We start from the raw sequence: 23,509 nt of genomic DNA, 5'->3' as shown, positions 1-23,509 counted from the left end.
ACTTAAATTCCATTATCTTGTTGCTTTAAAGGAAGCTTTATTGTAAATACCGCTCCTGCATAAGGTCTTCCGACCGCTGTAATACTTCCTCCGTGCCGCTCCACTATTTTTTTACAAAGAGACAATCCTAAACCGGTTCCCTCATAAACATCTTTAGAGTTAAGCCGTGTAAAAGTTTCAAAAATTTGTGCAGATTGCTCATTTTCAAAACCAATTCCATTATCCTCAACCGTCATTAGAGCAATCACTTTCTGATTCTCCATTATTATTTTTGAGGATATTGTAATCTTAGGCGGCACTCCATTTTTAGCAAATTTAATAGAATTATTAATCAAATTATAGAAAAGCTGGTACAACAACACCAAAGCTCCTTCCAGTTTCGGAAGATCATTATAATGGATTTCTCCTTTTGTATTTTGTAAAGAGACTTCTAAATCACTTTCGATATTTTTTAAAACATCGTTAAGATCCACCAATGTAGCCTTTTGCAAATTGGCATTAATCTTAGAATACATTAAAACCCCATCGATCATATTAAACATACGATCTGCAGCGACATGAATTCTTCCAATAAATCTCGCCGCAGATTCATCAAGTTTTCCTTCCAGATGTTCTTCGAGTCTGCTCGTAAACGTTTTTATCTTTCGTACCGGTTCTTTTAAATCGTGAGAAGCTACATGAGCGAACTGTTGCAAATCTTCATTAGATCTCTGTAATTCTTTGGTTCTATCGGCAACGAGACTTTCTAATTTTTCGGTAATTGTTTTTTGTTCGTGTATGTCTGTACAAGTTCCAAACCATCTTACAATGACTCCGGTTTTGTCCCGAATAGGAACTGCTTTACTTAAAAACCATCGGTACAGACCTGTATTTTTATTCTCTAATCGAAATTCAAGCTGATAACTTGTTCCTCCCTGCACGCTTATATACCAGGCTTCTAATACCGGCAATACATCGTCGCGATGCAACATAGGAACCCAGCTTTGATCTCCAAATTTTTCTTCATCAAGTCCGGTATATTCGTACCAGCGTTTATTGTAATAATCTACATAACCGTCTGGTTTGGCTGTCCAGATTACCTGAGGCACCAGATCTGCCAGCTGTCGGAATTTTTCTTCACTATCTTTAATGATTCGCTGCACTTCTTTTTGAGACGAAATATCACCTGCTGCTCCAAACCATTCTATTATGTTATTTTGTTCATCTAATATTGGAATTGCTCTTGAGAATGTCCAGCCTAAAGTACCATCCGGTTTTAAAGCTCTATGTTCCATCTCAAATATTTTTTTATTTGCAATGGCATCATTAATAAGTTTTAAAGCTTTTTCCTGATCTTCAATATAAATGAATTTATCAATCCAGTTTAAAACGACATCTCCTTCATCAGAAAGCAAATCGATTCCTTCCAGATTGCGCATTACTGTCCAGTCCGCATTCATTCGATAAACAAAATCAGACGAAGCATTGACCAAAACCCGAAAACGGTTTTCGCTCTCTTCCATTTTCTTGCGTGCTACAACTTGTTCTGTAACATCAACCGCCACCTGAATCATTCCGGTTATTTTGCCCTCTTCAATCAACGGACGATAGGCCAGATTATAATAGTAATCACGCATGACACCTGTTCGATTGTGCTGAACCAGAACTTCACTTTGATCAAAAGGAGTTCCTTCATTATAAACGTTTTGAACCTGAGTCCAAACATATTGTCCTCTTAATTCGGGCAAAACATCAATTAGTGGCATTCCAATGATTTCTTCACCACGTCCAATCATGGCAAGCATATGTTTATTGATTTGCTTTATAACCAAATCATCTCCCATTAATACTAAAGTTGGAGACGGCGTTTGGTCTATCATCGATTTTAAAGTCGCTTCGCTTTCTTCTATCTTTTTGGCTGCTAAAAACTGTTGTTCCTGCGCCTGTTTTATTTCTGTGATGTCGCGGGTTGTTCCGGCAATTGCTTCGACTTCACCTTCTTCATTAAAAACCGGCGCAAAAATATAATCGTAAATTCTGACACCTAATTCGGCATGCGGAAAAGATACTGTTCCTCTAATTGATTTTCTTGTGGAAACTACTTCATCAATTTCCTTTTCGTGCATTGCAGCATGCCATTCTTCATATCCATTATCTCTTAATCCCTTACCAATAGCCTCTTCAGCAGATTTTCCCCACATGGAGAGTAAAGCTTTATTTGCATAAGTGAATTTATAGGAAAGATCAAAAACATATACTAAATCCGGAGTCGTATTAGTAATCGAATGATAAAATCGGGTCTGTTTTTCGGCAGTTTCCAGAGCACTTTTTAGGGCTATCTCTGTCTTTTTTCTTTTGGTTAAATTTTCTGTAGTAACAATTACTATCTCTCCTTGTTTTACAACTGCAAATCTGAACCAATACCTTAAGCCATTGGTGGTATATTTGGATTCAAAATCTGATACAATACCTGTTGATGCTGTATGAATAAATTTTTCAAGGATTCCGTTGTCTTTTATACCGGGAAAAACATCAGTATAAAGTCTGCCTTTATAATCTAAATCATTAGTTTGTTTTAAGGCATAAACATTTAAAAACAATATCGAAAAATCGGAGACTTCCCCATTACTATACACAGGCTGGATTATGGCAATGCCATTGGCTGTTGAGTCAAAAACGGTTTGAAATAAATTTTGATTCTCTGTTAACTCCATTGTTCCACTTACTGTATAAAAAGCACGGTTAGTTTAAATTGTCTTGTCAAACACTAGTATATTTGATTTCAATTTGTTCTTAGATAGTGAAAAAAAGAGATACTCACTTCCCTTTGTAAAAGCTAATATAATTAATTTTATTACATGTAATAAATTATTTGCAACGGTATTTAAAACTGCTTCAGGGTTCTATTTTTAGTAAGACTTAATGAAGTTAAAATCTGTCATTTTTCTGGAAGTAAATCATCTAAATCTGACAAAGTGTAAAACTTAAGATTATTAAGCTTCATGTATTTACAGACAAATTCTAAAGTTTCAATTTTGGTCTGATAATTTTCGGTTACTTCTTTAACTGGTTTATGACTGCATAAAATCAAAATCTTATCATTCTTTTTAGCATAATCTAATAATTCTAAAAGATACGGAATACTAAAATGAATATGGCTGTTATCAATATCAAAAGCAAAGACAATTTTTGAATTATTGAAATAGCTGTCTTGTTTTTCCGGTGCTTCACCACCAAATGCCCTTCCTCTTATAATTTTAAAATCAGGAGATAAAGCTTTATCCAGTTCCTCCGATCTTTCACCATAAGGATAAGCAAAAGATGTCACTTTAAAACCTTTCTTTTTCATAGAAACAATCATTGGATCTATTTCCTGCTGCATGTAAGCATCTATTCCGTTTTGCTGAACAAATTTTACCGCATTATAATGATGATATCCATGACCAGCAATTTCGTGTCCATATTTTTGCATTTCCAGAAGCTTTTTAATTTCAGGAGCTCCAATAGAATCTATTCTACAGACATTAAAAGTAGCTCGCCAGTTATACTTTTTCAAAACACTATCGGCTTCGGCCCATTCATCGACATAAGCATCGTCAAAAGATAAAATTACACCTGCTTCGTATGCTTTGGGTTCAGGCTTTTGCTTTTTGGTATCACAGGAAAAAAAAGTTAAGAACATTAAAAACAACATTGCTCTAATAAAAAATATCTTCATAAAGTGTTTGAATTAAAATGAAACTTCGATTGTGCTTTTGTAGAATAGTATCTCTCAAATATAAAACTTTTTGAACTCTTTTGCTTATTCTTTTCCAATTAACAAAAACAAATATTACCGCTGTTTTTATACTCCAAAATACTATACTTTTAATTACTTTTATAGTATCATAATTTCGTACTCATCCAATGATTATCAAGAAAAAAACGAATTGGTTCAAAATGCTTTTTGAGTGGAACGGCTCTGTCTTACCTCAATTACTTCCAAGACTCCTCTTATTACTGCTGTTTTCTCTTGCAGTAGTTTATTTTAAAGCTTTTTTACTGGAACATAATCTGCATATCAATCCGGCCGCTTTTACTTTATTTGGAATAACACTTGCTATTTTTTTGGGTTTCAGAAACAATGTAAGTTATGACCGTTTTTGGGAAGGAAGAAAACTCTGGGGTGCACTTCTTAACGATACCCGTTCTCTTGCCAGACAAAGCATTTCTCTTATTAATGATAAAGAATATGAAACCAAACGAGATGAATTTGTCAATCTCCTTATTGCCTTGGTTTATAGTCTCAAACATCAGCTTAGACATACCGATTCTGAGGAAGATTTGAAACGTCTTTTGAAAAACGAATTTGCAGAAAGTCTAAAAGAGGTTCGTTTTAAACCTATCATCATTTTAAGAGAACTCGGAAATTGGATCAAAAAAGCAAAAGCAGAAGGTAAAATCGATAGTATTACACAATTGGCTTTTGAAGAAAATCTAAACAAACTTTCGGATATTGTTGGCGGATGCGAGCGAATTGCCAGCACTCCTATCCCGTATACTTATAGTGTATTATTGCACCGCACCGTTTACATTTATTGTTTTATGCTTCCTTTTGGATTTGTTGAAACATTAGGCTGGATTACACCTTTCATAATTGTATTTATTGCCTATACTTTTGTTGCCCTTGAAGCTATTGCCGATGAATTAGAAGATCCTTTTGGCATACAACCCAATGATCTTGCTTTAGATGCAATGTCTGAAATGATCGAAAATACACTACTAGAATTAAATGGTAAAAAAATTAATCCCGTAAAAACAAATAGTGATTATTATATTACCTAAAATTGCACTATTATATTGAGCAACACTATTCATCCATGAATAAAGTACTATTAGTTGAAGACGATCCAAGAGTGGCCTCTTTTATTTTAAGAGGTTTGGAAGAACATCTTTATCAGGTTAAAACCGTTTCTAAAGGATTCGAAGCAATTGCTGCGGTTACAGAAAATGACTTTGATATTATTATTCTCGATATCATGCTTCCTGATATTACAGGTTTTGAGGTTTGTGAGATTTTACGAAAAAGAAAAATAATCGTCCCAATCCTTATTCTTAGTGCTCTAGATACGCCTCAAGAAAAAATTAAAGGATTACAGGCTGGAGCCGATGATTATTTGGCTAAACCTTTTTTATTTGAAGAACTTTTGGCCCGAATCAATGCGCAGCTTCGTCGCGCAGAATTTAGTTCGGGAATTTTGGATTTTCAATCGTATGCAGGAATTGAAATCAATATGAAAGAACAAAGTGCTTCAAGAGATGGGAAAGAATTGAATCTTTCATCAAGAGAACTCAAACTTTTGATTTTCTTTATGAAAAACAGAGAAAAAGCACTTTCAAGAATTGCCATTGCAGAAGCGGTTTGGAATCTGGATTTAGATATGAATACCAATACTGTAGATGTTTATATAAATTACTTAAGAAATAAAGTGGACAAGAACTTTTCGGAACCACTTATTCATACTGTAAAAGGAACTGGGTATATGCTAAAAAAGAAGTCCCATGAATCTCAAGAATAAACTAGCATTAAATTCTACAATATTGTTTGCTTTTATTGTCGGACTTCTTCTCATCGGATCTTTTTTGCTTTTTAAAAGCCACCGAAAAGATCTTTATTATGAAAGATTAGAAGACAGCGCCTTAATAACTGCCTTTTTCTATTTTGAAAAAGATGAAATTACTAAAGTAGACAGCGTTAGTTATGAGGAAATAGAAACCCAGTATAATAGAATAACGAATCAATCTATCAGAATCTACAATGCAAAAAGCAAAAAAGTGTATTTGCATGATGATGTGCCAGTTAAATTAAGTGACCATGAATTAAAAGCTATTTCAAAAGATAGAATATTAAATTTTTCTATAGACAATCGTCAATTTACAGGACTGTATTACAAGGACAATCAAGGTGATTTTATTATTGTTGTTTCGGGAATTGATGATGTCGGAAATCAGCAGCTCGAAAGGCTGGCCATTGTATTTATATTCTTTTATCTCGTTGGAATTGCGCTTAATTACCTTTTAGGAAGATTTTTGTCCAGGCAGACTTTCAGGCCTTTTGAAGATGTCATTTCAAAAGTAAACACGATTACAACAGAAAACCTGCATTCAAGACTCGAAATGCCAGCTGTTAGTGGAAAAGATGAAATAAAGGAATTGATTACTACTTTTAATTATCTTTTGGAAAGACTGGAAAATGGTGTCACCATACAGAAAAATTTCCTTAAAAATGCCTCTCACGAACTCAAAACACCGCTTACTATTATAATAGGTGATATTGAAGTTGCTTTACAGCATAGCAGAACGAACGAACAATATGAAGAAATACTAAAATCGCTTAGAAAAGATACACTCCATTTAAAATATACTTTAGACGGATTATTGATTCTTTCAGGACTGGAACTTTCAGAACCCCATCAAATGGAAAACATCAGAATTGATGAAATTCTGTGGAGCATACTAGAAAAGAAAGCCATAGAATATCCAACAGTCAAAATAGCGCTTAATCTGGATGCGATTATAAACAATGAAGATTTATTGACTGTGCATGCCAACAAACATATGATTTTTATTGCACTTTATAATATTATAGACAATGCCATTAAGTTTTCATTTCCCTTACCAGTAAACATAATTGCATTAGAAGACAATGGAAAGCTTCTTTTAAAAATTATAGATCAGGGTTCTGGAATTGACAAGAAAGATATCGAATCTATTTTTGATTTATTTTTTAGAAGTGATCGTACCAGACATATTCAAGGTCAGGGATTAGGTCTTTTTATTACCATGCAGATCTTGAAGCGTCACAACATTACTTTAACCGTAGATTCTGAACTGGAAAAAGGCACTGTTTTTTCGCTCTCATTTACCTAATTTTTTAGATAAAATTTATTGCTTTTTTATTCTTCTAAAATTCGGTTTTTTAAGTTTGGTAACATTGGCATAATACTCTAATCTATCTCTAATCTACTTTAAATCTAAGTCTAATCACTTGTTTTATGGGCTTTAACACAAACCTGTTGATTTTAAAGGGCTAGCTGTTTTTTTATCAAATAACATCTTGGTTATCTTAATTTAACAAAGAATTGTTTTTTGATTTTTCGTTAACATTAGCCTTAAATCGAATCGAAGTAAAGAGATTTTATTTGTCGTGAAATAAAAACTAATAAACAACATGACAAAACTAAGACTCTTTTTTTCGGCTTTAATGCTCCTAACTATAGGGAACATTTTTGCCCAAATTACAACCTCATCTTTATCCGCCAGAGTTAATGATGGTACAAGCCCTCTTACAGGTGCTGAAGTAACCTTGACACATTTACCTACAAATGCAGTTTACAAAGCTGTAACAGACAAGCAAGGACGCTTTAGTTTCGAAAACTTAAATGCGGGCGGGCCTTATGAATTAGAAATTAAAAGTTCAGGTACCAAAGATTATTCTAATGCTCAAATTCATTTAGCTTTAGGAGATAATGATTTACCAACAATTGTAGTTGGCAAAGCCGATAACAATGTTTTGGAAGAAGTAGTTATAACAGGTTCTAAACCTTCTTCTAAAAACAATGGTACTAATATTAGCGAAAAACAAGTAAATGGTCTTCCGTTAATCAACAGAGGAATTCAGGATGTTACCAAACTTGTTCCACAAAGTTCTAATAACTCTTTTGCTGGAACTAACTTTAGATACAATAACGTAACGATTGACGGTTCTATTAATAATGATGCTATTGGTTTCAGTCCATCTTTAGGAGGACAATCCGGAACTTCCGGAATGCCGGGAAGCAGTACTCGTTCTAACTCTATCAGTTTAGATGCGATTCAGGATATTCAGGTTTACATTGCTCCTTACGATATTAAATTAGGAAACTTTTTAGGAGGAAGCGTAAATGCTGTAACAAGAAGCGGTACAAACACCGTAACAGGATCTATTTACAGCTACGGAAGAAGTGCTGCAATTACTGGCCCTAACAATGCCGGTGACGGTTCAAAAATGCCAAGTGCTTTCGGCGATTACCAAGTTGGTTTTAGAGTAGGACTTCCAATTGTAAAAGACAAATTGTTCTTCTTTACCAATATGGAATATGCAGAAAGAACAGATCCAATTTTCTATAATGCAGGACAAACTAATTCAGCTGGAAAACTAACTTCATTGTTGGATAATACTACTGCTGAACAAATCTCAAATTTTGTTAAAACAAACTACGGTTTCGATCCGGGAACTTATGGTGCTTACAATAACTTTTCTAAAAGCCAGAAATTCTTCAATAAATTAGATTGGAAAATTAATGACAAACACTCTATTTCATTACGAAACAATACCGTAATTTCTCAAGCAACAAACCTAGAGCGTGATGCGGCAAACTTTAGATTCTCAGGAATGGATTTTACGCAGAAAAACCAAGCGATCAGTACGGTTTTAGAATTAAAAAGCCATTTCAACAGCCAATGGTCTAACTCTTTCATAGCAAGTTATTCTGCAATTAAAGATTACCGTGATCCAAAATCAAACAACGTTATGTTTCCACAAACAGAAATTGGTTACAATGGTGGAACTATTTTCTTAGGAAATGATCGTGAAGCTACTGTTTTCAATATGAAACAGAATACAACTGAAATCACTGATAACCTTACTTACAAAACAGGAAATCATACTTTATTGTTTGGTACGCACAACGAATTCTACGATATCAACTACGGATTTGTAAATGCACTTAACGGAAGAATTTCATACAAATCTCTTGCTGATTTCTATAATAAATTACCAACTCGTGTACGTGGAACTTATCCATTTGATGGTTCTACAAGAGATCAAATTTTCAATAATCCGTATGCACAATTTAATGTAAATCTTTACAGTGCTTATGTTCAGGATGAAATTAGAATTGGAAGCAAATTAAAAGTGACTCCAGGTGTGAGAGTAGATTACACTGATATGCCGACTAAACCAAAATTAAGCGCGCAGGTTCAAAACTCACCGGCAGATCCAAATTACGGAACAACTTATTCTTATACACCTTTAAGCCAAATCAAAAACAACTTTTTCGGTTCCGCTTTAGTTTCTCCAAGAATCGGATTTACTTATAATGTTGACGAAGACAAAACACTAGTTTTAAGAGGTGGATCTGGAGTATTTACAGGTAGAGTTCCTTTTGCATGGTTAGGATATGCTTACTATAATGATGGTGTAGGTTACGGAAGCTATGACAAAAACAACCTAACTGCTGCTCAGGTTGCTGCTGCTGGAGATCCTTTGACTCCAAACGGATTAAACGGATACCACGATGCAACTCCAAAAGTTCAGGCAGATTTAATTGACAATAAATTTAAAATGCCGGCTGTTTTAAGAAACTCACTTGCAATAGACAAAATCATCAACGGCTATAAATTTACTACTGAAGGAATGTACACTAAAGTAATTCGTGATCTTGAATTCCAACAGGTAAACAAAATGGATAATCCAACTTATTTCTCTTACGATACCAAACATGAGATGCCAATTTATGCAGCAAATATCAATTCAGCTTTTTCAAATGCTTATTTGTTGTCTAATACAAATAAAGGATACCGTTACAGCATCACAGAAATGATTTCTAAAACATACGATTTTGGTCTTAACTTTATGGTAGCTTATACGTACGGAGATTCTAAAGACGTTACAAACGGAATTCGTAACTCTATGGAAAGTAACTTCCAAATGAACCAATCATTAACTCCAAATGATCCTCAATTGGCAACTTCAAACTTCAACATTAAACACAGAATTGTTTCTAATGTTGGATATGCAGTAAAATTAGCTGAAAACAACACTTTCTCTGCTAACGTATACTTTAATGCACAATCAGGAAATCCATTCTCATGGGGATTTGTAAACTCTACCATTGCAGGAACAGGACAAGCAGCAGGATTAGCTTATATCTTTAAAGATGCGGCAGAAGCAGCAAAATATATTGGGGTAAGTTCTGCAGGAGTTCCTTCAGCTACGGCAGCACAGCAAGTAGCAGATTACGAAGCATTCATTAACGGAAATGATTATTTAAAAAGCAGAAGAGGAACATTCACTCAAAGAAATGGTGATACAACTCCATGGAACATTCAGGCTGACTTAAAATTAATGGATGAAATTAAAGTGACTAAAGTAGGAACTTTTCAAATTTCATTCAGCATGGCCAATATCGGAAACCTTATCAATAAAGATTGGGGAAGAAGCTATTTCGTTCCAAACACTTATAATTCAACAGCAAGTATTGGTTTAACTAAATCTGGAAACTTAGGCGGAGTTGCAACAGGCGATCCAACTTACACTTTCCAGAAACCAACTTCTACACCTTATACAATAGATCAGTTCGCTTCAAGATTCCAAGGACAGCTTGGCTTAAGATACTCGTTCTAAAGATAGTTTGTGTTTATTTTTTGATTATCTCCCAGTTATCCTTTAAATAGCTGGGAGATTTTTCTTTATTCTACTTTCTTTAATCTTTGCTCTATATTCTTTACTCTATATTCTTTACTCTATATTCTTTACTCTATATTCTTTACTCTATATTCTTTACTCTTTCGTCTTCCCCGCATCCAATAAAACAGCTAACTGAATACAAGGAGAATCAGACCGATTACTCCAAGCGTGATTGGTGCCACGTTGAATTACAATATCACCAGCCTGCAATAAAGTTTCTTCTTCCTCTACGATAAGATAAATTTCACCAGCCAAAATCACGATATAATCTAAAGTATCTGTTTGATGCATTAAAGGATGAGGCTGACCTTCGGGTGCCACAATTCCTAAATCTTTATCGGGCGGAATTTGTACATAACGAAAATAACTTCCGTTTTTAGGTGTATTCGGAAAAGCCGTGTTTTCGATTTCTTTTTCTTCAAATGTTGCAGGAGTACTCTCTGTTGACCAAATATCAGAAATAATTAAACCCGGAAAATGCTCCGAAACATTGGTTACGATATGATCTTGTTCTATTATTGATTTTCCATTTCGTAAACCTGTTACGACTCTTCTTGGAATTGTTTTCATATTCTATTTAATTAATTTTAAACACATAGAAACATAGTTTTTCTTTGCGTTCAAAGGCATTTCATTCATTTAAAATAAACATAGTTGTTATCTTTAGAAATTCTTCGTAAACATAAAGCTATGTGTTAGAAACTAGTTTCTTTTGATTACCTTTTATAATAACAAAAATCTATGTTTCTATGTGTTTCAAAAATTTAAAAAACCTAACAGATTTTGAAAACCTGTTAGGTTTAACTAACTAATCTAACTTAAACCAATCTTTTACTTCATTTGTTATCGAATCTTTTATTTTAGGGTTTTCAAACTCATTTGTTGCAGCATTATATTCATAATCTTTCTGCCACTTTTTATAATTAGAAGCTACTTTCTCAATCGCATCGCAGATATATAAAAGCTCTTCATTCGTTGTAATAGGATGTAAGGATAAACGAACCCATCCCGGTTTATTAGTCTGATTTCGCTGTAATAATTCATTTGTAATTTCTGCCGATTTCTTTTCATTAATGTTGAATAAATAATGAGCATAAGTACTCGCACATGACCAGCCACCGCGAACCTGAATTCCGAAACGGTCATTCAAAAGTCTTACGATCAGATTGTAATGAATATCTTCAATCACAAAAGAAACACAGCCAATTCGTTCTGTCGTCAAGTCTCCTAAAATCGATAAACCTTTTATCTTTTGAAGTCTAGAAAAACAAAGATCCAACAGCTCTTTTTCTCTTTTTTTGATGTTAGAAACTCCCATTTGCTCTTTTAATTCTAAAGCCAAAGCTGCTCTAATGACTTGCAGGAATCCTGGAGTACCACCATCTTCACGAACTTCTATAACATCGCTGTAACAATATTTCCCTAACGGATTAGTCCATTTTACATTTCCACCTCCCGGATTATCTGGAAAATCAGATTGGTATAATTTTTCATTAAACACCAACACTCCAGTAGTTCCTGGCCCGCCCAAAAATTTATGAGGCGAAAAGAAAATAGCATCTAATTGTTGTTCTGGATCTTTTGGATGCATATCGATTTTGACATAAGGTGCAGAAGCCGCAAAATCGACAAAACAAAGTCCGCCGTTTTGATGCATTATTTTCGCCAGTTCATAATAAGGTGTAATGATTCCTGTAACATTAGAACAAGCCGTAAACGAACCTATTTTCAAACTTCTGTCTGCATATTTTTTAATTATTTCTGAAAGTGCTTTTGGATCAACCAAATTGTTTTCGTCGGGCGGTAAAATTACGACTTCGGCATTGGTTTCATACCATGGAACCTGATTGGAATGATGTTCCATGTGCGTGATAAAAACTACAGGTCTATCTTCTTCATAAGCAGTTCTTAAACCCATAATACGCTGTAATTTTGATAACGCAGCAGTCATTCCAGTTCCAGTTGTAACCAAAACATCTGACTCATTAGCGTTTACCGATTTTTTGATGCTGTCTCTAGCGTATTGATAAGCGTAAGTTGAAGTCTTTCCGGTCTGACTTGAAAGTGAATGCGTATTGGCAATCATAGGACCAATTTTATTGAGCATTATATCTTCGATTGGCACGTATAATCTTCCGCTGGCAACCCAATCTGCATAAACCAGATTTTGTTCTCCATAAACCGATTCAAAAGTATGATCAATTCCTACTGTATTTTCTCTAAACTTAGAGAAGTAACACTCTAATTCAATTGGCTCTGTTGTTGTCTCAATAGCATTCATTTCCTTATCATTTTAAATTAACTATATTCTATTACTGTTTTTATTAAATTTTTCCTCTTTATTTGTCATCCTGACGAAGGAAGGATCACACAAGAGGCTCCACAATCAGAATCGACAATCTTGGTCGAGTTACGTGTGTGATCCTTCCTTCGTCAGGATGACAAGATTGGGTATTTTTTTATCAAATCTTTTTTTCTAAAAGCGATTTTAAAGTCGATTGTAATTCTTCTCCCTGAAGATTTTTGGCTACAATTACTCCGTTCGAATCCACTAAATAATTTCCAGGAATCGCTCTGATTCCATACAATTTTGCAACGGCGCTGTTCCAGAAAAGTAAATCTGAAACGTGCAACCAGTTCAAATGATCGTCCTGAATTCCTTTAATCCAGTTTTCTTTCTTTTTATCCAAAGAGATTCCAACAATGTTAAATCCTTTATCATGAAATTCTTTGTAAGCCGCCACGATATTTGGATTTTCTCTTCGGCAAGGACCGCACCATGAAGCCCAAAAATCAACTAAAGTGTAGCCTTTTAAGTTTTCATAAAAACGAATTGGTTTTCCATTCGGGTCATTTGCTGTAAAATCTGGCGCTTTTTTTCCAACCACTAATCCGTCTAAAACTAAAGCCAAATCTTTTAATTCTTTTACATAAGTGGTATTTTGCTGTGTTTTATCAAGAAGCGCAATGTTTTGTCTAATTTGTTCAGGCGACAATCTGTACGACCAGTTTCTGTACAACACATAAGCCGAAACAATAGATTTAGGATTATCAGTAATGAATTTACTGATTTCTATATCTTTCGATTTTTTATATGTCTCAAATAAATCCTGTGAAACTGAACCTTCAACTACAGAATTGCTGTAGTATTTCTTCGGGTTTAATTTTACATCAATTGGTCCTTTTTCAAGAAAAACATATAAAGGACTGCTTTCTGTATTAACACTTAAACCATATAATTCAGGCGTTTTTACTTTAGTTTTAAAACTAAAATTTCCGTCTTTCACTTTTACCGAATCAATTGTGGTAAACATTTTATTATGGAATTTTTGCAGATAAACATATTGAGCAACGGTATCTACAACCGTTCCTTTTAATTGTAAATTACTTTCCTGCGCCTGAGTTTGTAAAGCACCAAAAAGCAGTGCAAAACTTAAGATTATTTTTTTCATTTTATTTTGATTTTTAGTTTAAGATTGGATAAAAGTTTTCCTTAGACCTATTGAAAAAAGGCCTTTAAATGTTGTTTTAAAAAAGTATGGGAGAATTTTACTTGCGGCGCATTCGAAAGAAAGCAAGACTGTTTTCTTCGAACATTAAATTTAAAAGTTCATAAGCGGCATATAAAGTTGAGTCTGTTTTCATTTTAAAAAATAAAAGTTTTAAACTTAGATGAACTTATTCAGATTTTGAGGAAATCTTTTTCTTATCTGTCCGCCGCAGCGGAAGGATTTAGCACCTTATTCGGTAACAGGTTGCTAAGACGTCAATGGGCCTATTCCCTCGGTCTTTCTGGATAAGTATCATTCAGAACTTTTCTGTGATGCAAATATATATATTAATTCTATCAAATTAGTAGTATTTAATAATATTTTTTTCAATTTTATTTAAATTGAAAAACAAAAACATTTATAAGAACCTAAAAAACAACTATTTAATTCAAACACAAATTGTAGTTTCATTTTATTTTTATGAAAGAAATTCTTAAAAATCAGTAGTTTTATTGCACAAAAAAACTCATTCCGTTTTTGAAATGAGTTTCTAATTTTGAATCTGCTTATTTATTCTTTCTCTTTTTTGCACTTTCTGTCTGCAGTTTAACGCTGTCTTTCTGAACTCCTTTTGAAGGTGTATAGGTCGAACCGTCTTGGACACTTTCTCCTGGCCCGGTTCCTGTACCTGCTGTACTTTCAACTCCTTCTTTTTTCATATCCGTAATTTGAATACTTTTCGCTGCTGGCGACGTACCGCCAGAACTAGTACTGGTCACTTCGGTTGAATCTCCAGATACTTCTGTAGAATCATTTGTTTTTTGCACCGTATCAACAGGCACCGAATTAGTATCTATTTTATCGCTGTAACCATCATTTTTTTTACAAGAAGCAGAAAATAATCCGATCATAATTAGCAAAAAAACGACTTTCAATTTCAATAAAGCTTTCATAATAAATGTTTTAAATATTTATAAAAGCGAAGTAACTATTTTTAAAACGGCTTATTTTATAGTATTTCTAATAAATTTTATATAACAGCAATTGATTTATTATGGAATAAAATAGGACTTTACGAAAAGTATCGAACCAAAAGAATACGCTTAGGAGAAAGGAAATCTTATAGAAACCCTATTATTATTCACAGCAAAGCTCCAGTGGAGGGACATCCTTTTACAACAACTGTATATTTCGCTCCGCTGGAACTTACTAAAAACTATCTAATTTGTTTTATTAAAAACGAAGCTTTTCATTCCGTAGGAATGTTTCATTGGTAACAAAAAAAAGCCCGTAAATCGAAATTTACAGGCTTTTTTACACTAATAAATAATTTAAAAAGTAACTAATTTCACTCCCAAAGTAAACCATCTTGAAGGAAGAGGCACTGCTCCTACTTCGTAATAAGTCGCATTGAATATATTCTGCGCATCTGCAAAAATGGTAAACTTATGAATGGACTGACTTATTCTAAAATCATTTACCCAGTAAGAAGGCCCTGTAATTCTTTCGTTGAAACGGGTTGCAAACAACACAGAAAAATCTTTGTATTGGTAATCTATTGTATTGGTAATTTGATGTTTTAAAGAAGAAATAAGGTACTTCGAGTATATTTCGGTTCTAGAACTTTTAAACTCAGAATCCAAATACGTATACGCTAAAAGAATATTCAAACGAGAATCTTTAGAAAAATCAAATCTGTAAGTACCACGCAGATTGATTCCGTTTGTATTTAAATCTCCTGTGTTCTGACTCTGCCACGGTACTGTTGTCGCGTTACGCATCCAGTCGATATAATTGTCAATTTTTCTGTAGAAATAGTTCGCATTAAAACTCAATGTTTTTTTGTTGTATTTAAAACCAATTTCACTCTGAAAAGCATTTTCTGAATCTAAGTCAGCATTTCCAATGTTTCCTGTTTGTTTTAAATACAAATCTGTAAACGATGGAATTCTCTGGCTTGTTCCAATATTACCAATAATTTTAAAGGCATCTGTAATCGCATAACTTGCATCAATTCCAGGGTAAATTTGCCATTTGTAATCCGAATTATAATTCAGGTAAGTTCCAATGTTGACATCTAGTTTTTCAGTGAAACTCGTTCTGTATTCTGCATAAACACCTACATTTTCACGGTCATGATCTCCAATATTAGAAGAATGAATGTTTTCGTTTCTAAATTCTGCTCCAAAACCAATTTCGCCTTTAGATAATTTAACAGTAGAGTTCAATTCTCCCGCAATTGAATTGGTATAATGCTGACTTCTTCCTACGTTTAAATTGGAGTTTCCTAAATAACGATAATCATCATAATTATATCGGTAGGTTACTCTTGGCATAATTTTCCAATTTTCCGTAATAGCATGTTTCGATTGAATGTTAGCAAAAGTCGTCTGTATAATTTCTGTCGAATTAATATCGCCTGGCGCTGCATAGAATCCGTTAGCACCAAAACCATTGTTGATGTACCCGGCAGAGCCTAAAATTTCATTCGAATCATTTATCTGTACATTTCCCTGATAAAAAATTTTATTATTTTCGAATGCTGTATTGTAACGGTAACCATTACTTTTATCATGCGAAGCAAAAATCATATGCTGCTGTTTTTCTTTACCTAAAACTGCTCCGGCCTGAACTCCGGTTCCGTAAAAAGTATCTCCTGTATCGCGAGTATCTTTTTCAAAATTTGAACCTGCATAAGTGCTTACCAAAAATCCGGAATCTGTTGGCTTTTTAGTGATAATATTAATTGCTCCCGTTAAACTGTTAATCCCGTAAATTCTTGCAGCCGGTCCACGCACTACTTCAATTCTCTCAATAACTTCAACCGGAAGAGGCAGATTCAGCATATTGTGAGCTGTTTGAGAATCGATTACTTTGGCTCCGTTTAATAAAACGACAGTCTGCTCAAAACTTCCTCCATCAACACTGATGTCAGCCTGAGTTCCAAACGGCCCTCTTTGTCTGATATCCACTCCATTTGCATATTGTAATACTTCCTGAAGCGTTCTTCCCGGAAGTTTTTTTATAGTTTCACTCGTAATAACATAAACATTTCTGTTTTGCTTAGAAATTGGAGTATTAAAACGGTTTTCATTAATGATTACCTCATTCATTTCATTTATCGAGTCCTTTTTGGTCTGCGCATAAATGTTAGAACAAATTACTGCAAATACAGCAAAGTAGATTTTTTTCATCTGGTCCTTATTTTTTTTGCAAAAGTAGTATCTTGCCGTACTAATCAGGTATACCAGTTTTATAATTATGAATAGTCCGGTTGAAATTCCTTTTAGAAGCTTTATACAGCTTAAACCTGAAGATAATACAGCACTTTACCTTCAGATTGTTTTTGAATTTATCAAAGCCATACAAACGGGTTTTCTTCCCGAAGGAACAAAACTTCCCGGAACGCGAATTCTCTGCAAAGTTCTGACAGTAAACCGTAATACACTGATTAAAGCTTTTCAGGATTTAGAATCTCAGGGCTGGATCGAAACGCTTCCCAACAAAGGAACTTTTATCTTATCTCAGCAAAAACAAAAAAACAAAGCTGAATTTACCACTTTAAAAGAAGTCAATCCATCACAATTCAATACCGGATTTACTTTTCAGCGTTCTACAATTCTTGAAAATCCGATAGAAATCAGCAATTTACCTTATCAATTTAATGACGGAATGCCCGATTTAAGATTGGTACAAACCGATGTTTTGGCAAGATTATATGTATCGAAATTAAAAAGGCATAAAACTTCCAAAACGTACGAGCAAATTCAGCTTCGTTCGCATTTGAATTTTAAAACTCATTTTGCCAATTATTTAAATCTTACGAGAGGAATACGTATTTCGATTTCCAATTTACTTACAACCAGTAGTCACGAAATTGCACTGTATTTGGTTACCAAAGTGCTGATAAATCCGGGAGACAAAGTGGTTGTGGCTTCACCTGGTTATTATATGTCCAATATGACCTTGACAAATACAGGAGCACAAATTATTTCGATTCCTGTAAATGAAGACGGAATTGATACCAAACGTCTTAAAGAAATCTGTGAAACTTCTGAAATTCGATTATTATATCTCACTTCCAATTACCATTATCCAACTACAATTCTGTTAAGCGCCAAAAAAAGAATTGAAGTTTTGGAATTAGCCAATCAATATGGATTTGTTATTCTGGAAGACGATTACGATTTTGATTTTCATTATGATAATAATCCCGTACTTCCTTTAGCGGCTTTTGATTCTAATCAGCGAGTGGTATATATTGGATCTTTTGGAAAATCACTTCCATCGGGATTTAGTTATGGTTTTGTCGCCGCTCCAGCTGATTTTATTAAAGAATTAGAAAAACATCAAAACATACTCGAACCCGGAATTGATGTAATGAAAGAACAGGTGTTAACCGAATGGATAACCGAAGGCGAAATGCACAGGCTTTCTAAAAAAAACAAAAAAATCTACAAAGAACGCCGCGATTATTTTATTTCATTACTTAATGAGCATTTAAAAGGAAAAATTAAATATAAAATCCCACCAAGAGGATTGGCAATCTGGGTAGAATGGCTTAGTGATTTTAATTTGATAAAATTTCAGAAAGAATGCTCAGATAAAGGATTATTTCTCCCAAAAACCATTTTATACCAAACAAAAGATTTGACGGCTACGCGTTTAGGCTTCGGACATTTGGAGGAAGAAGAAATGGAAAAAGCAGTTGCTATATTAAAAACCTCTTTAGAAATGATTACCAAATAGTATGCTGAAAATTATATAATTTGAAATTACAATTTTATAACAAAAAGTTTTTTTTGGGGAATTACCTTTACTTCGATTTTTTGATATAAAGAAGATTATTTTATGGATATCTATGTAATTATAGAACTACTTTTAATTTCAATTGGCGCAACATCAGCAATGACCTGGTTTAGTTATGTCATGTCAGGAAGCTTTAGAGAATTGTACAAGGAATCTATCCTTTTAAACTTTGCTTTAGAAAGAACACATATTAGTCATTCGCAGCGTTATGAAGAAAAATGGGGATGGCTAATTCATTATATAGTTGGTTTTCTTTTTGTTTTAGGATATCACATCATATGGGTAGAGAATATTTTGCCTGTTTCGCTATTAAGTACTCTTTTGTTAGGAGTTACTAGTGGTGTAGTTGGCATATTTAGCTGGATATTTATATTTAAAATAACCAGATATCAAGCCCCAATTGATTTTAATGGTTGTTATATTCAACTACTCTTTGCCCATGTTTTTTTCGCACTTATAGTAGCTTCATTTGCTTCTATTTCACAAATTCTTTTAATTCTGGTAAAAAACTATATTGCTCTATAAATACCATATAAAAGGAAACATCAATTTATGTCTTTCTTGAACAAAAAACAGGACTGTCTCTTCTTGAAACAGCCCTGTTTTTTAATTCCCCATTTTGTGCAGTTATTTTAAACACATAGAAACATAGTTTCGTAAACCTTAAAAAAGGCGTTTCACTAATTTAAATACACATAGTTTATCTATGTGTAGAAACGAGTTTCTTTTGTTTTTCTTTTACTCTACTTTAGACACAATTATCTATGTTTCTATGTTTTTATTTTTCCCAACGAGATAAATCAAAGTAATTTTAGATTACCAGCCTTTAACCGCTCCGCCTTTAAATTCCTGCTCGGCTGCTTTTTCTACTTCAGCAGATTGAAAAGCTTGTAGAAACTGTTTTACTTTTTCTTCGTTTTTATTGTCTTCACGGCTTACCACTAAGTTCACATAAGGCGATTCTTTATCTTCAACAAATAAAGCATCACGAGATGGAACCAATCCAGCTGCAGAAGCAAATGTATTGTTGATAATGGCGATTGAAACATTTTCATCGTCCAAAGCTCTTGGCAATTGAGGTGCTTCTAATTCTAAAATTTTTAAATTTTTAGGATTGCTGACAATATCTGTAACTTTAGGAAGCAAACCAACGCCATCTTTCAATTTCAACAAACCATTTTTCTGCAAAAGCAATAAAGAACGTCCGCCGTTTGTTGGATCGTTTGGAATAATGATTGTGCTTTCGTTTTTCAATTCAGCAAGCGTTTTTATCTTTTTAGAATAACCCGCAATTGGGTAAACAAATGTTCTACCAATAATAGCCAATTTGTAACCGCGCTGTTTTGATTGTTCGTCTAAATAAGGTTTGTGCTGAAAAGCATTCGCATCGATATCTCCCTGACTTAAAGCTTCATTTGGAATCACATAATCATTAAAAGAAACCAATTCTACTTCTAACCCGTATTTTTCTTTTGCTACTTTTTTAGCTGCTTCCGCCACTTTTAATTCCGGACCAGAAGCCACCCCAACTTTAATAAAATGTGGATCATTATTTTTACTTTTTCCACAGTTTGATAACAGAAGTGCCAAAGCTAAAACCCCGGCAGTTTTTAAAATATCTTTCATTTCTATACTTTATTTAATTTTTTCACTTTCAACTTTTGACTTTTGACTTTTGACTTTTGACTAACCTATCTATGGTCAAATCGTTTCGATAATCGGTCTCCCACAAACTGAATCAGGAATACTAAAATGACCAATAAAGCCAAAACCGAGTTCATTGTTACAGCATCATAACCAATATAACCGTATTGATAACCTACTTGTCCTAAACCTCCAGCACCAACAGCTCCACCCATTGCAGAATAACCCACAAGTGTAATTAAAGTAATCGATGCCGCATTGATTAACGAAGGAAGTGCCTCCGGCAACAATACTTTATAAACGATTTGAAAAGGTGTTGCACCCAACGCTCTTGCCGCTTCAATTAATCCTGACGGAAGACTCAGCAAACTGTTTTCAACCAAACGGGCAATGAATGGCGCTGCACCAATACTTAAAGGCACTAAAGCGGCACTTACTCCAATTGAAGTTCCAACAATAGCACGAGTAAACGGAATCATCCAGACAATTAAAATGATGAATGGAATAGAACGGAAAACATTTACCAAAATCGATACAATTCTATTTAAAACAGGTTGTTCTAAAATTTGATTTTTACGAGTCAGAAACAATAAAATTCCTGTTGGAAGACCAATTAAAAAACCAAAAAAGCCCGATACAAAAGTCATTACAATGGTTTCCCATGTTCCTTTTAACAATAAATCTATAAGAGAATCAGACATAACCTAAAATTTCTGTTTTAATATGTTTTGAATTAAAATATTGAATTGCTGCATCATAATTTTCGCGTTTTCCTGATAGTTCAATCAGCATTACACCAAAATTAACTTCGCCTGCCTGATCCATTTGTGCGCTTACAATTTTGAAGTCGGTATCAAAAAGTCTTGAAACTTCTGAGATAACCGGCTCATTAACTGATTTCCCAGTCATTTCCAGTTTCAATAACGGATTCAGATTTCCGTTATCTTCTTTTTGTAATTTATCCTGATACACAGACGGAATCTCGATATGAAGCGAAGAAGAAATAAATTCTTTCGTTAATTCATGTTTTGGGTCTGCGAAGATTTCACCAACACTTCCCTGCTCGATTAATTTTCCGTGACTGATGACAGCCACTTCATCACAAATCGATTTTACAACTTCCATTTGATGTGTAATCAATAAAACGGTAATATTGAGACGTTTATTAATGTCTTTCAGTAAGTTCAAAATAGATCTTGTTGTTGCAGGATCTAAAGCACTTGTTGCTTCATCACACAAAAGTACTTTCGGATTATTAGCTAAAGTTCTGGCAATCGCTACACGCTGTTTCTGCCCGCCCGAAAGACTTGCCGGATAATCGTTTGCTTTTTCTGCTAAACCTACTAATTGCAATAATTCTAAAACCCTTGTTTTAATTTCAGTTTTTGAAGTTCCTGCCAATTCTAATGGAAAAGCAACATTTTCGAAAACCGTTCTCGAAGAAAGCAGGTTAAAATGCTGAAAAATCATTCCGATTTGTCTTCTTTCAATCGCCAATTCTGAATTGGATAATTGCATTAAAGCTTTACCATCTACAATAATTTCTCCCGAAGTGGGTCTTTCCAGTAAATTCACACAGCGAATTAAAGTACTTTTCCCTGCCCCCGAAGTTCCAATTACACCAAAAATCTTTCCCGCCGGAACTCTAAGCGATACATCAGACAAAGCCGAAACGATTCGGTCTTTCTGATGAAAAGTTTTGGTTACATTTTTTAATTCAATCATTCTCTAATTTAGATTTAAAAACAAAAAAGCCTTTCAACTGTTTATGAAAGGCTTTTCAAATAAATTATATCATTTTATATATAAGCCAGATCACTAAATTCCATAGCAACATTACAACACATCATACTGCTGCTATAATAATTCTTCATATTCTGGTTGTTATTTCTCATTGGCGTTGCAAATTTAAATAGTTATTTTCAATTTTAATGTAAAAATCATCAAAACTTTTATTTTCCTATCAAAATGATAGACTTTTTAAATTCCAAACAAAAAATTCCAAATTCCAATTTAAGCTGAGACTTCGATATTGGAATTTGGAATTTGAAACCTGGATTTTGTTTTTTTAGATTTTGGAATTTAAAACCTAATTATTCTGTTCTGCAATTGTAGATTTGTTCAGTTTTACGATTCTAATTTTCTTGTTCGTATTATCCGATAAAAAAATCAAATTGTTTAATTGGGCAGTTCCAACAGTAGTACCGAATGCATTTTGACCTAAAATATCAGAGGCATTTAAAACCGCTTTATAATTCTGTTTAATGAATTCGTCTTTTGGATATAATCTTAAATAAGAAGCACTTCCCACAATCTCTGAAGTGACAGCCCAGTCTTTACTAAAAGAAACAGCAATTGGTTTTATGTCTACAAATTGCGTTTTCTCAGGTTCTATTGGAGTTGTCAACGATTTTGCTGCGTTGGCTTTAATATTGGCAATATTATAATACAAATAACTTTTTGCATCTCTTCCAGCTACAACAAGATTACCGCCGTAAACATCCATGGAATATACTTCTGTATAGCCGTTTAATGTGTTTAATTTGGCAATTGGCTCTAAATTCCAGTTGCTTGTTTCTGTAATTTGAGAAGTTTCAAAAACTTTAATTGACTTTTCTTTTTCTTTTACGAATATCAAACCGTCTTTGACTGCAACACCAAAAACATGTACAAAAGTCTGCCACCATTGACCGTTTCCAACTGTACTAATTCCTGCATTTGTGATTTCATCAAATACAAATAATCGGGATTCGGTACTTCCAACATAAATTCTTCCATTGTCAACAGCAACTGAGGTCAGACTTATTAACGGAATTGTAGTGGTTCCTTTTACGTATTCTTTAATGGTTTTGATATGCGCAAAAGTAACGGCATTAAAAATTTCCAGTACATTTCCATTCACTACATATAATTTTTCATTTGAAATCGCGATTCCTTTCGGATCAAATGCTTCAGTCGTTCCCGGAATATTTTGTGCTGTGAGTGTCGCTTCCTCAATTGGGTAATAGTATGTATAATCTTTAGAGGCTACATCATCTTTGCTACAATTGGTAAAAAAGCAAAGTATAAGAATTAGGGGCAAAATATGTTTCATGAC

17 protein-coding genes and 1 riboswitch are annotated in these 23,509 nt (G+C 33.8%); of the genes, 6 read left to right on the top strand and 11 right to left on the bottom strand.

All coding sequences use genetic code 11. The features are described from left to right. Positions 1-2: 2 nt before the first annotated feature. Both ACFS3A_RS11840 and ACFS3A_RS11835 read right to left on the bottom strand, forming a co-directional pair. Positions 3-2,693, bottom strand: a complete 2,691-nt coding sequence (locus ACFS3A_RS11840; protein WP_379825698.1) for a PAS domain-containing sensor histidine kinase — start codon at positions 2,691-2,693, stop codon at positions 3-5. A gap of 224 nt (positions 2,694-2,917) precedes the next feature. Further along, the gene (locus ACFS3A_RS11835) at positions 2,918-3,697 is read right to left on the bottom strand and encodes a polysaccharide deacetylase family protein (RefSeq protein ID WP_379825696.1); all 780 of its coding nucleotides are present in this window, start codon (positions 3,695-3,697) and stop codon (positions 2,918-2,920) included. Positions 3,698-3,885: 188 nt separating this feature from the next. Between ACFS3A_RS11835 and ACFS3A_RS11830 the strand changes: the two genes are divergently transcribed. The 4 genes from ACFS3A_RS11830 to ACFS3A_RS11815 all read left to right on the top strand — a co-directional run bounded on the left by ACFS3A_RS11830 (position 3,886) and on the right by ACFS3A_RS11815 (position 10,405). After that, positions 3,886-4,803: a bestrophin family protein gene (locus ACFS3A_RS11830; protein WP_379825694.1), complete on the top strand. Its 918-nt coding sequence runs from the start codon at positions 3,886-3,888 to the stop codon at positions 4,801-4,803. Positions 4,804-4,838: 35 nt separating this feature from the next. Beyond that, a complete protein-coding gene (locus tag ACFS3A_RS11825) occupies positions 4,839-5,537 on the top strand; it encodes a response regulator transcription factor (RefSeq protein ID WP_379825691.1) in 699 nt (232 codons plus the stop codon). Beyond that, the gene (locus ACFS3A_RS11820) at positions 5,521-6,888 is read left to right on the top strand and encodes an ATP-binding protein (protein WP_379825689.1); all 1,368 of its coding nucleotides are present in this window, start codon (positions 5,521-5,523) and stop codon (positions 6,886-6,888) included. The genes ACFS3A_RS11825 and ACFS3A_RS11820 overlap by 17 nt, the downstream gene beginning before the upstream one ends. Before the next feature lie 301 nt (positions 6,889-7,189). Beyond that, entirely contained in the window at positions 7,190-10,405 is a 3,216-nt protein-coding gene (locus ACFS3A_RS11815) for a TonB-dependent receptor (RefSeq protein ID WP_379825687.1), read from the top strand. A 156-nt stretch (positions 10,406-10,561) separates the two neighbouring features. On the opposite strand, the gene ACFS3A_RS11810 is transcribed toward ACFS3A_RS11815, so the two are convergent. The 5 genes from ACFS3A_RS11810 to ACFS3A_RS11790 all read right to left on the bottom strand — a co-directional run bounded on the left by ACFS3A_RS11810 (position 10,562) and on the right by ACFS3A_RS11790 (position 17,153). After that, positions 10,562-11,038 carry a cupin domain-containing protein gene (locus tag ACFS3A_RS11810; RefSeq protein ID WP_379825686.1) on the bottom strand — a complete coding sequence of 159 codons (477 nt, stop codon included), beginning with the start codon at positions 11,036-11,038 and terminating at the stop codon, positions 10,562-10,564. Positions 11,039-11,276: 238 nt separating this feature from the next. Further along, entirely contained in the window at positions 11,277-12,749 is a 1,473-nt protein-coding gene (locus ACFS3A_RS11805) for an aminotransferase class V-fold PLP-dependent enzyme (protein WP_379825684.1), read from the bottom strand. Positions 12,750-12,930: 181 nt separating this feature from the next. Further along, positions 12,931-13,920: a redoxin domain-containing protein gene (locus tag ACFS3A_RS11800; RefSeq protein WP_379825682.1), complete on the bottom strand. Its 990-nt coding sequence runs from the start codon at positions 13,918-13,920 to the stop codon at positions 12,931-12,933. A 251-nt stretch (positions 13,921-14,171) separates the two neighbouring features. Next, positions 14,172-14,271, bottom strand: a riboswitch (SAM riboswitch). Between the two features lie 254 nt (positions 14,272-14,525). Next, positions 14,526-14,912: a hypothetical protein gene (locus ACFS3A_RS11795; protein WP_379825680.1), complete on the bottom strand. Its 387-nt coding sequence runs from the start codon at positions 14,910-14,912 to the stop codon at positions 14,526-14,528. A gap of 378 nt (positions 14,913-15,290) precedes the next feature. Beyond that, positions 15,291-17,153: a TonB-dependent receptor plug domain-containing protein gene (locus ACFS3A_RS11790; RefSeq protein ID WP_379825678.1), complete on the bottom strand. Its 1,863-nt coding sequence runs from the start codon at positions 17,151-17,153 to the stop codon at positions 15,291-15,293. Between the two features lie 67 nt (positions 17,154-17,220). Here ACFS3A_RS11790 and ACFS3A_RS11785 point away from each other — a divergent pair, with 67 nt between their 5' ends. Then, positions 17,221-18,708 (top strand): aminotransferase-like domain-containing protein, encoded by a 1,488-nt coding sequence (locus ACFS3A_RS11785; protein WP_379825676.1) that lies wholly within the window; start codon positions 17,221-17,223, stop codon positions 18,706-18,708. Between the two features lie 102 nt (positions 18,709-18,810). Next, positions 18,811-19,293, top strand: coding sequence for a hypothetical protein (locus tag ACFS3A_RS11780; RefSeq protein WP_379825674.1), 483 nt, complete (start codon positions 18,811-18,813; stop codon positions 19,291-19,293). 291 nt (positions 19,294-19,584) lie between these two features. Here the strand turns inward: ACFS3A_RS11780 and metQ are convergent, their stop codons facing one another. From metQ to ACFS3A_RS11760, 4 genes are all read right to left on the bottom strand, one after another. Further along, complete coding sequence (metQ, locus tag ACFS3A_RS11775) at positions 19,585-20,394, bottom strand: methionine ABC transporter substrate-binding lipoprotein MetQ (RefSeq protein ID WP_379825672.1); 810 nt, start codon at positions 20,392-20,394, stop codon at positions 19,585-19,587. 65 nt (positions 20,395-20,459) lie between these two features. Continuing rightward, positions 20,460-21,113 (bottom strand): methionine ABC transporter permease MetI, encoded by a 654-nt coding sequence (locus tag ACFS3A_RS11770; protein WP_379825669.1) that lies wholly within the window; start codon positions 21,111-21,113, stop codon positions 20,460-20,462. Further along, entirely contained in the window at positions 21,106-22,137 is a 1,032-nt protein-coding gene (metN, locus tag ACFS3A_RS11765; protein ID WP_379825667.1) for a methionine ABC transporter ATP-binding protein MetN, read from the bottom strand. The genes ACFS3A_RS11770 and metN overlap by 8 nt, the downstream gene beginning before the upstream one ends. Positions 22,138-22,501: 364 nt before the next feature. After that, entirely contained in the window at positions 22,502-23,506 is a 1,005-nt protein-coding gene (locus ACFS3A_RS11760; RefSeq protein WP_379825666.1) for a hypothetical protein, read from the bottom strand. Between the last annotated feature and the right edge of the window lie 3 nt (positions 23,507-23,509).

The sequence above is a fragment of the Flavobacterium notoginsengisoli genome, assembly GCF_042686225.1.
In the GTDB taxonomy this organism is placed as follows: Bacteria; Bacteroidota; Bacteroidia; order Flavobacteriales; family Flavobacteriaceae; genus Flavobacterium; species Flavobacterium notoginsengisoli.
Note: the sequence above shows the minus strand (reverse complement) of the source record. Positions and strands in the feature narration are given on the sequence as shown.